Source organism: Neolewinella aquimaris (assembly GCF_014197245.1).
Classification (GTDB): domain Bacteria; phylum Bacteroidota; class Bacteroidia; order Chitinophagales; family Saprospiraceae; genus Neolewinella; species Neolewinella aquimaris.
This window is the reverse complement of sequence record NZ_JACIFF010000016.1, coordinates 1-10,497: the sequence shown is the minus strand read 5'-3', so window position 1 is coordinate 10,497 and position 10,497 is coordinate 1. Positions and strand designations below refer to the sequence as shown.

Sequence of the window (10,497 nt, the reverse complement as noted above, 5' to 3'; positions counted from 1 at the left end):
TGCAACTAAACTACTCCACGTAGGGAAATGAGCTTACAGCGCGGAAGAAGATTCTTTATTCACCTTACGTGTACACCTTACCCGGGGAACTGCTGCTTACTTGCTAAGTTACACAACCAGCGCCTCGTTCTCGCCGCCGACTTTCCGATTCGCTTATACTTCCTGCTAACCCATTTGGCTAACCGGTCATTCACCGCCTGCATCACCCGTTCCAGTCCCTGGTGTTTATTGAACCGGCCAAAATAGTTGAGTAGTCCGCGCAGCACCGGATTGATGGCCGCGGCGATCTCTTCTATCGTTGCCGTATTCCACAAGTGGAACTTCATCGAGCGCAGTTTGGCAATGGCCAGTTTGCTCTTCTTAGGACTCATTTTGCAGTCAAAGGAGAGGAAAAGTTTGCCGTCTCGTCGCTGCTTCGTGCTGGGTTGAAAACGGTATCCCAGAAAGTCAAAGTACACGGCCTCATGTCCAGACTGCCGATGGGAAGTCTTACAGAAAACGATCTTCGTCTTATCCGGGTGTAACCGTAATCCGCATTCCTTGAAGCGTTCGGCGAGCAGTTCAGTGATCCATTCGGCTCGGTTGCGGGAGTTACACAACAGGATGGCATCATCCGCATACCGAACCAGTTTTACATCTGGATGGTGTTTGACCAACCATTTATCCAACACATAGTGCAGATATAGATTGGCTAAAAGCGGACTGATTACTCCTCCCTGAGGCGTCCCCTACCCTGCCGGTAGATCAGCTGTTCGTCTTCTACAGCATAATGCGGAGCCTCCAGCCAGCGGTCGATCAGTTGCCGTATCCACTTCTCCTCGATGTGCACGTCCATCGCTTTACGCAACTTATCGTGCGGCATCTCGTCGAAGAATTTGGCAACGTCCATATCTACCACCCAACTCGTTTTCCGTACGCCCAACCGAACCACTTGCAGCGCATCGTGTGCGCTCCGCCCTGAACGGTACCCATACGAGCAGTCCAAAAATTCTTGCTCCAGCCGTGGCTCGATGAGATTTTTGATAACCTGCTGAACGATGCGGTCCTTCACCGTCGGTATCCCCAGGTAGCGCGTTCTACCGTCTGCCTTGGGAATACCAACTCGTCGAACCGCCGGTGGATGATAGGAGCCCGATACCACTCGGCTCCAAAGGCTGATCAGATTGGACTCCAGTTTCCTGGCAAAGTCCTTGAGACTTTGGTGGTCCACTCCGGCCGCGCCCTTGTTCTTCCTCACCTGATGATAGGCGTCTAAAAAGTGTTTTGGAGTTAACAGTATGGTTCCTCTTGTCTGATGCCAGTCGATCTTCCTGTGTCGCCTACGACGAGGCAACGGCGTTGTCGGTCTGTCAGCAGACGATACACGCCCGACCCTTCGCTCCCGGACCGTTACAGTCCGTTCCTCACTACTATGATCGGGTCCGAGACCAATCGCTGACTTCGGTGTTCGACCTTGCCGGTGTTCTTCCGACTTGCGTCTTTCCCTTGACATTCAGGATTGGCTTCCTCTGTTCCGTAAATAAGCCTGAATAGAGATCATGCCGCCTTTACGCCGCCCACCGCGCGCTAGTACACAGGTCGCCCGCAACGCTTTAGTCCTCCGGCTGCAATATACCGGCAGTTGGGATGGGGGGTTGTTCTCACGACGCTTCATCAGCGGTTCACTTTCGTTCATCTTCTCTACTCTCACCTGATCCGTTCAATCGGACCTTTTCCCACGACGTTCAGCACCAATCAATCACTCTCATAGCACCTCGGGGTGGTTTACTGGCTAGGCCTGTACCTCGCCAGTGATGGGCCTACCATCATCTTATTTACAGCATTGCGTTTACATAGGCATTGAGTTAATCAACAGTTATATATCAGCATTCAGAGCACACGTTGCACCTAACGGGGGCGCCACCGCAGGCCGGCTACCACCGACCAACTATCGGATCAGGAGATTTCTTTCCTAGCCGATAAAACATCTTCGAAACCAAGAAGCACCACCGCCGGCTTGACGATGGCGCGGTGTTAGCGGCATTATTCTTTCACCTTTTCAGCGAGGTCTCGGCACTTTGAAAAATTCTTAAACAATGACCCGAGTACCGAGGAGCTGTAGTATTTCTCAATTTTGCGATACAGCAAGGAGTATTGCTCAGCAAAAATTTCTTCTATTTCCCTTCCATTGGTATTAAATGTGTTCTGAACTCTACTATATGACATATTTTGAAATACAAGATGCAAAATGAATCTATTGCCGTGAGTAGCAAATAATTTCTCTCTGTCCATCGTGTTCGCCTTTTTATCGTTAATTAATTCTTCAACTTTTCTGAAAATCTTTACTGACTCAAACAATTCAAGTCCAGAAATGCCTGAATTAAACAATAGCTTGTAGGGTGGCTTTTCTATATCATTCCACAGTCGAGATACCTCCCTTTTAGCTATCACAGAATAAGAAACATCATTATGATGACATGCTCGAGCAATAGCTGCCTCTGTCAAATCAAATCCGTCTTGTCCTTTTTCGACGAACTCTCCAGATTTATACACATATATTATTTTATCAATGGCTAATTCATCGCTTATCCTTTCTTGCTGAGGATCCAAAGAAACAAAGTCTCTACTTTCAATTCTGTTCTGGGTATTATTTGTTCTAGTGATAGTCTTTGATTCCTCATGATTTTCTTCGTGGACCTGAAACAGTCTTATAGCAACTTTTGCGTTCGCGACGTTATCAGGAATACTGGCAGCAGCTACTGCCATTGAGCCTACAGTTTGAGCGCCATTCACAATCCGGATATTTGTGCAATCAAGAAGCCCTATATCAGTCGTGTTTCCTCCAATAGGCTTTTTCTCAATTCGGTCACACAATGCTGTTATACCATTATTATAGTACCAAAATCGATCAGGCTCATTGGTTAATGTTTCTATTATACCATCATTGACTTCTGTATCTCCAAGGTAAACCCTGATGTTAGGGGCAAAAAGTTTTCTTCCGTTGTCTTTGTATAACGCTACCAGATCACTTCCAGCAATCAAGCCATAGTAAGATTTGATTGGGTCATCAATCTTGTTAAATTTATGCAATGCAATTTCGGAATCTATAGGGGCAGATATTGCTCCTCTAGACAAGTAAGTATAGATTTCTGATGCTCCTATTGTTGAAACACTAAAATTAGACGTTGTATTTATCTCGTTATTCTCCGCCAAAAACTCTTCAAATACTCCTTCAACTTCTCCAGAAAGTGTTCCACTACCTGTAGAAATAACAATAAGTTTAAACTTAGTATGAATATCTAAAAGATACCCTTCAATTTCCTTTTTTCTGCTTTTAATTTCATCATTAAATTTATCGTACTTTGGAAGTAACAAATCTTCAACTCCGCTAACAAATTTAAGAGCATCCCCTTTGTCTATAATTGATTGACCACCAGTCGAATTGTATTTCGCTTGAACAAGATATAAAGTCCTTTCATTGGGATTATAATACACTGCATCAAGACCATTGTCTCCAAATCCGTCAGTAATATACTTTACTGTTTCACTAGGATTTAGTTCAGAGTTCATACTGATTGCTAAGCCACACAAGGCCCTAGTAAATTTAAATGATTTTTGCTGCTCGAGTGGGAATCTTTGATCGGATCTTGATAATACGATATAGGGAAAATACTCTTTTGAAAGATGATGATTTATCTGTCGAATCTTAATATTCATTAGTGAGTTTTTGGGGTGAAAGATCAAATATAGTTCAATGTGCTTTTTTAAGTATTGATTGCCGCTAACGGGGGCGCCCACGCAGCCGGGGCATGCTTTATTCTAAAGTACAAACTCAACTTAACCAATGAGCGGGGGCGGCGCGGCGGCATGGACCGAAACCGAGCCAAAGCGAGCTTTCGGGCCATTGGCGACGGGACGGCCTCGCGGGCTTCACGGTAATCCAATCAGCACTCCCCTCCCCGGGCCCCGGTTGACGCTGGGCGCGATGTTCGGCGCATTATTCTTTTACATAATAGATGGTGGCCCGTCCTTTTCCCACCTGCTTGATCTTATTTTCGGCCTTTAAGTAGCCCATATCCTTCCTCAGGGTGTGAATGGTTTCACCCGTGAATTCTTCGGACACATCTGATATTTTCACCGGTTCGTTCTCGCGAATGAAGCTTAGAATGTGCTTCTGCCGGTCATTTAAATAAGATTTTGCTACCCTAATCTTATCGAATCTGGACTCTAAAATATCAATCGCCTCATGAAGCATCTGCAAAAAATAGACGATCCAATCCCCGATCTTCTCCTTATTCGTGTAGCGATTCTGCTGGCAGCTCATTAGAACTCGATAATATTCTTTCTTCCTTTTCTCTATTTCGGTTTCCATTGAGGCATAATTCATAAAATCATAGTTCTGCCTTAACAGCAACAAGGTGGTTAATAACCTGGAAAGCCTGCCGTTGCCGTCCTGGTAGGGGTGGATGGACAAAAACTCATAAACAAAGGCGGCAATAACGATGAGCGGATGATATTCGTTTCCAGCTAAATGGAGTTTGGTCCAGGCGATGATTGCCTCCATCTCATCGGAAACTTTGCTCGGCTCCGTGGTATTGAATATTACTTTCTCCGATCCGCCGGGATACTTAGCTACTACCTTATTGGTAGTCCTTTTGTAGTCTCCCCGGTGGTATTCATCTTTGGCACTGGCCTTCAACAGTAATTTATGGAGATGATGTATGTTGTTTTTTGTTAATTCAATATCCGGGTGTGATTCCAGCACCAATTCCAAGACTTCATAGTAGCCGTATACTTCTTGTTCATCTCTGGCTTTAAGTTCACTCATGGACAGGTTTGACAACAGTGACTCCACCTCTTCATTTGTTAGCGCTGATCCCTCAATTCTAGTCGAGGAACCGATACTCGCAATGGTAGCTATCTGTCTCAACTCCCGAAGCAACGCTGATTCCTTAAGCTCTAAGCCTTTCCACTTTCCCTTAAACGAATCGATGTATGCGATCTCCCGGATGACCGTCTGGGTTGCCTTAAAATCTAACTGTAACTTTTGATCCATTACCTTATCCATTGGTTACCAAAGGTACCGCGCCCGAATCTTATTTCCTAGAATGTTATTTGAATATTATTAGATTATCAAGATTGTCTTTCTTGTACTGGCATTTTCTTAGGCTTGTTCTAGTGTCTCTGCTAAGGTAGATGAGATTTGGGATTCAAAAGTCAAGCTATGCCTAACCAGTCTTACCGTAGTGCTAAGATGAGGCGGGTGGATATTTGCTTGCGCCGAACGGGGGCGCCACCGCAGGCCGGCTTTCACCGGCTAGCATCCTGACCTCAACCAACCTCAATGTAGCCTTATTGAGCCTTTATCGAAACCCAAAAGCGTCACCGCCGGCTTGACGATGGCGCAATGTTGGGCGAATATTAATTAAATGTCTACCAAAGTGTTGATTTGAAGTTCGACTTTGGCATTGATGACATTGTTTCCCTCAATATGCTTAACAGATTCATTTAGCAATCGTGATACAGTTGATTCCTTCATAAAATATATGGAAACCAAATCAACAAAGTACATATAGTCTTTTAAAACCAAATTTTGACCATTAGTAGGCCTGTAAATAATTAACTCCCTATCTTCAATCTTGTATTGGTAATCAATTCTGCTTAATTCATCGATAAACACAGCCGGATTATAGATGGTTGTAAGACAAATCCTTCCGAAATACAGATCCTTTAAAAAAGTAGTATCAACTTGATACCAAATTAATGGCATTGTTCCAGGATGATATATAATAGCATTATTGTGGTATAAAATTGGCCCAAATAGCGGATAATTTAATTCCTTATATTGAGTCATCGTAGAGTTGATCATTTGGTACATAACATTACGATTTGGCTCAATAATTTTTAATCTTTCGACCTGCTTGAGCGGCAGAAACTCTTTACAAATTTTTGAATAGTTGACGATTAATCCATCACCTAATTTCACATGCTTAGTTTCACCGATCTTACATTTTTCTAACTTTTTGTACAACTCGGGAAGATACGATTGAGAAGATATTACGGTTTGGTAATCTTTTTTCAGCTTCTGATCTTTCATCAAGTTCTTTATCTTTTTTATTTGTCGCTGTAGTCTTTCTTTATAAACTTTACCTTCAAATAATTCACGTACATGACTTCCAATTTTGATGTTCTCGGGCCCTATGAATGAGTTTGATTTACCATAACAATATAAGCTTAAGTTGAAGTGAGTAGCGTCAAGTTTTTGTGACTTCAACTCTAATATTTCATTGACTCGCAATGTTTTAAGATCGATAACTGAAAAATCTCCGATTCTAAGCATATCACAAATCCCATGGTATAAAAGTAAGTATCTACCCTTTGAAATTAGCGCCCTTTTTAAAAACTCGATCTCCGCAATTGCACCGCTTCCGTAGGTGGGATGAAAATTTCTCTCCTCATTCATATGCTTTACAAGAAGGTTCTGGTCAAACTGATAAAAAAACCAAGTAAAGGCGTTACCAAGTGATTTCCCGATTAAGATGCTGCTATCGACAGCTTCAAGGTACTTATTGAGTGTGGAAGTTCTTAGCTTAAAGTAAGGTTTGCTCAAACGACTTCGATTTCTATTGAGCTGCTTAAACTCTTTTTTTATAATTCTATATAAGTGTTCCAATTCGTAAAGCTGTTGGGCCATCACAAATTGGAAATTCACCAATCCATCAGTTAGTGTACCAATATCAAGTTTATTCCTACGGTAATATTTTAAGCACATAATCACATCGAAACAGCTTTCAAAAGAATGGAATGACTGTCTTAATACTTGTTTTACTTGCTTCTTTGATATCATTTTAGACAAATATTAATTCCATTTTCTATGGATATACCATGTAATAGCGTTTAAAAAAGTCAAAATTGGTTCACAGTTCTTATTGTTGCCGGCCTAATGTCGGCTATTTCGCCCAACGGGGGCCTACCCGACGGGCGCCGCTACCAATAACCATTCCGGTAGCCACTTTGAATTCGGCTGCCTTTAAAGGACTAATAGCACCGAAAAGCTCAACCGGCGGCTGTACGTGGTAGGCAGTGTTCGGCGAATAATTATTTTCATTGTTGCAGGGTATAAACTTAAATTTGATCTAAATAAAATTCGTCGCTATTGGTCTGTTGATAATTCTCTTCTCTAACTGTTTGGTTGCATTTCATCATCCAGATAAAGTGTCTAGTGTTATTAAAACTAAGTGAACCGTTAGAAAATTTATTTATTGCTTTCCAATATCCTACCCTAGAATGTCCTTCTATAAGCTGATATTCTCCTTCGATATGGCTCCACTGAGGTTTAGCCCCAAAGTCTACAGTTGAACAATCTAATACAATCGGAGGTACTCTCCAGCTCCTATTTTGCATCCAGTGTTTCACATCCTGTTTAGAATGCTTAAAGTCGTTATAGCTATTTAATTCGGACAAATCGTGAACGTAAGATCTATAGCCGGGAATAACGTTTAATTTAGGTATCAACTCGCTTTCTATTTCGACAAGATCAAAAGTTGCATACCTATAGTTTATCCAACCGTAGTTCTCCCTTGTGTCACAATTACTATGCAATGGACATATCCACTGTTCATAAACTTCTTTAGGTATATGACTATATAGATGCTTCATTCTTAAACGATTGTAGTAGTCTTCGAAGCTTTCAATATTGCCTCCAATTTGTTCATTTGGTTTTAGTTCCAGCCAAGAAATGCTTACTAATTGTTGGTCGTCTGAATATTTCATTTATTATTCTTTTAAGCTTAACATGTCTCTTTGAGCAGCCGCTCGATATAAAAGAACGAACAACAATATTCAAATTCGTCTAGTCTACTTGCTCGAAGAAATTCCAGTTCATTTAAGATGGGATCTTGATTAATACATTTGCTTTTGAGGGTAGTATAAAAATATTCCCACATGCCATGATTGCGATCAACAAGCTTACCCAGGTCATAAGTGCATCCTTTCATTTCTCCAGGCAGTCTGCTTTCTATACTATATAGATCAGTATTATAAACTTCATTATTATTATTTGATGATGAAATTTCCCGGTGAAAAGGGATTTCACGCAATGCTTCACCTATTAATTCTTCGATTGATTGAATTTCCTCAGTCAGCCAGTCTTCTAATGTTTTATAGAATTGACCTACTACGTTTTGATATCGGGGATGTGAATGTGAGTGTAGATTAGCTCTATTTAAAACTAAAGGATCGAAAACATACTCAATGAGCAGTATTTTTTCAAATCTGCGTTCAACAACAGTTACTAAACTATTAAAAGGCATTATATTAAAAGTTTGGTACAGATCAATAAGATTTTTCCCAAAGTTTTCCAATAATATTCCGATCTTCTTTAATATAAAATCTAAATTTGATTCAATAAATTTATTGTGCCGTTGTGATACATCCTTCCAAAAGTGAATTTTTGCTTCCATTTTAAAATTGCTATCTCTATGATATCTTCCGTATACAATTTTTCTATCTGTTGTATCATGAACGAACAGAGTAGACGATAGTAGTTTATTCTTACCTGGTTGCTTTTGTGGTCCAAGGCTAGTTGGGCGTTGAATTGATTTCCTTATAGGATGGCCAACTGTCTCATTACGAATATTTCGGTTGATAACGTAATTCTCGTCTTTATTCAATATTTGTTTATCTACACCAGTTTTAAAAATTATGTGTATTTCCTCAATCAAATCTTGTTGAACATAAATCGCCTGCAGTAAGCCAATAGCATACAAGATCCTTTTACCGTACGAAGCACTCTCGTCATGCCTTTGATCTAAAACCATGCACATGTCATGGAATTGAGTCAAAATCTCACCAAAATAATTTGTTCGAATATCATCGGTAAACTGTAACTGTTTACCAAAAAATTTATATCTATAAATGTATCTATTCCAAATATTGGTTATTTGATTGGCTTTCTCAATGTTATTAACTGTCACCATAAAAAGCAGTTATTGTCAAGTAATTTATTTCATCCTTAATTTTAGACTGTGGACAAGACTCAAGAGTTATTATTTTCAACACTATAGTGTAAAAAGTATTGACGTATATAAAGGTGGTCTTATGCATCAGTTTCGCCGAACGGGGGCGCCCACGCAACCGGGGCATCAATAATACAAATCAACCAGCTCAACCTCGCCAATGAGTGGGGGCGGCGCGGCGGCATGGACCGAAACCGACCACCGGGAGCTTTCGGGCCATTGACGACGGGACGAACCCGCGGGCCAAACAGAAACCAACCCACACTCCCCTCCCTTAGCCCCGGTTGACGCTGGGCGCGGTGTTCGGCGCATTTTCTTTAAAAGTCTAAAGTTCCCCGGCCAATCGTCGTACCGTATCTATAATTTTCTTCGATACCCTAAAATCAGTCTTCTGGATTTCATCCAAGAGGTGCCCAACCTGGTCAATGACGCCGTGCTGCTTTGCAATCAACAGAGTGCCTAAACTTCCGATGCACTCTACTCCAATTCCTTCCGCGGTTCGTTTGGCCTGTCGATCATCTATTATCAATAGTGCATCTTGCTCTCCGGCAGCCAAAGCAATACAGCTTGATTCACCAATCCCCAAAGTTTGGGAAAGTTCGGTGTAGAGTCCTCGATCATACTCCGTAGTAACGTTAATCCAGTTTGGTAGCGGACCAAATTCTTCGGCAACTTTATCCGTAGTTGCAAGACCCTGAAAAGTATCCCTTAGTATGTCGAGTTGGTCCAGCTTCGTAAAGATGATCAAACAACTGGTGTCAGCAATAACTGCTCTCATAAACGGATCTTTGTCGCCCGCTTCAAATCATCTTCATCATCACTGAAAACACTAATGCCGTACTGCCCTACGGCTAGTAAAAAGTCCGTTCGCTTCATTCCGAGCAGAGCAGCTGCCTTACCGGAAGAGATCGTCCCCTTACCGAAAAGAGAAGCGAAGATCATCAACCTGACTTCTCCGAGGTCGACTGCATCGGGTAGTTCCAAGGTCACGGTTTGCATAGCATCGAGTTTTAAAATAACTGATTGTAAAACAGTATAAACGACAAGTTTGGTCAAGAGGTTGTCTCGCTGTCTCCTGTGACACCTACCCCGTGCGGGAGCTTTATAGTAGGATAAACTGCCGCTGAAATCAGTGCTCTTAGCTGCCCTGTGCTGATGTCGTAATAATAAATCTCCATCGCGCAGTGTCCTTTTCAACAATGACCAAGAGCACTTTCGATGGTATTCATCGTCATGTAGCGCCTACCTCGTGCGGGAGCTGATAATAGGATAAACTGCCATTAAAATCAGTTCGTTTAGCTGCCCTGATTGTTTAATTTTCTGTGTACCCGTGGCTGAGTTTATCTGTAGGACCAAACCCGCACCTAGCCAGCTATTGTGTTGTGGTTGTGGCTGCGGTTGCGCCGAACGAGTGCAGCCACGACGTGCGCCTAAGCGCATGGACGCTGGCTGCGGTGTTGGGTGCCGTACAGTGGTGTTTTTATTTTTTAATCTCTTTGAC

General features: G+C 42.0%; 9 protein-coding genes. All 9 read right to left on the bottom strand.

The window, feature by feature from the left end; genetic code table 11:
- Positions 1 to 77: 77 nt before the first annotated feature.
- On the bottom strand, positions 78 to 668 hold the full coding sequence (locus tag GGR28_RS19250; protein WP_183497366.1) for a group II intron maturase-specific domain-containing protein: 591 nt from the start codon (positions 666 to 668) through the stop codon (positions 78 to 80).
- A 38-nt stretch (positions 669 to 706) separates the two neighbouring features.
- Positions 707 to 1,492 (bottom strand): reverse transcriptase domain-containing protein, encoded by a 786-nt coding sequence (locus GGR28_RS19140; protein WP_262890803.1) that lies wholly within the window; start codon positions 1,490 to 1,492, stop codon positions 707 to 709.
- Between the two features lie 530 nt (positions 1,493 to 2,022).
- Entirely contained in the window at positions 2,023 to 3,696 is a 1,674-nt protein-coding gene (locus tag GGR28_RS18715; protein ID WP_183497364.1) for an AIPR family protein, read from the bottom strand.
- Positions 3,697 to 3,976: 280 nt separating this feature from the next.
- Positions 3,977 to 5,047, bottom strand: coding sequence for a Fic family protein (locus GGR28_RS18710; protein WP_183497363.1), 1,071 nt, complete (start codon positions 5,045 to 5,047; stop codon positions 3,977 to 3,979).
- A 357-nt stretch (positions 5,048 to 5,404) separates the two neighbouring features.
- Positions 5,405 to 6,673, bottom strand: a complete 1,269-nt coding sequence (locus GGR28_RS18705) for a hypothetical protein (RefSeq protein ID WP_183497362.1) — start codon at positions 6,671 to 6,673, stop codon at positions 5,405 to 5,407.
- Between the two features lie 431 nt (positions 6,674 to 7,104).
- Positions 7,105 to 7,752, bottom strand: coding sequence for a hypothetical protein (locus GGR28_RS18700; RefSeq protein ID WP_183497361.1), 648 nt, complete (start codon positions 7,750 to 7,752; stop codon positions 7,105 to 7,107).
- Between the two features lie 17 nt (positions 7,753 to 7,769).
- On the bottom strand, positions 7,770 to 8,957 hold the full coding sequence (locus GGR28_RS18695; RefSeq protein WP_183497360.1) for a hypothetical protein: 1,188 nt from the start codon (positions 8,955 to 8,957) through the stop codon (positions 7,770 to 7,772).
- A gap of 364 nt (positions 8,958 to 9,321) precedes the next feature.
- Positions 9,322 to 9,774 carry a DUF3368 domain-containing protein gene (locus GGR28_RS18690; RefSeq protein ID WP_183497359.1) on the bottom strand — a complete coding sequence of 151 codons (453 nt, stop codon included), beginning with the start codon at positions 9,772 to 9,774 and terminating at the stop codon, positions 9,322 to 9,324.
- Positions 9,771 to 9,995 carry a UPF0175 family protein gene (locus tag GGR28_RS18685; RefSeq protein WP_183497358.1) on the bottom strand — a complete coding sequence of 75 codons (225 nt, stop codon included), beginning with the start codon at positions 9,993 to 9,995 and terminating at the stop codon, positions 9,771 to 9,773. Before GGR28_RS18685 ends, GGR28_RS18690 begins: the two co-directional genes overlap by 4 nt.
- Between the last annotated feature and the right edge of the window lie 502 nt (positions 9,996 to 10,497).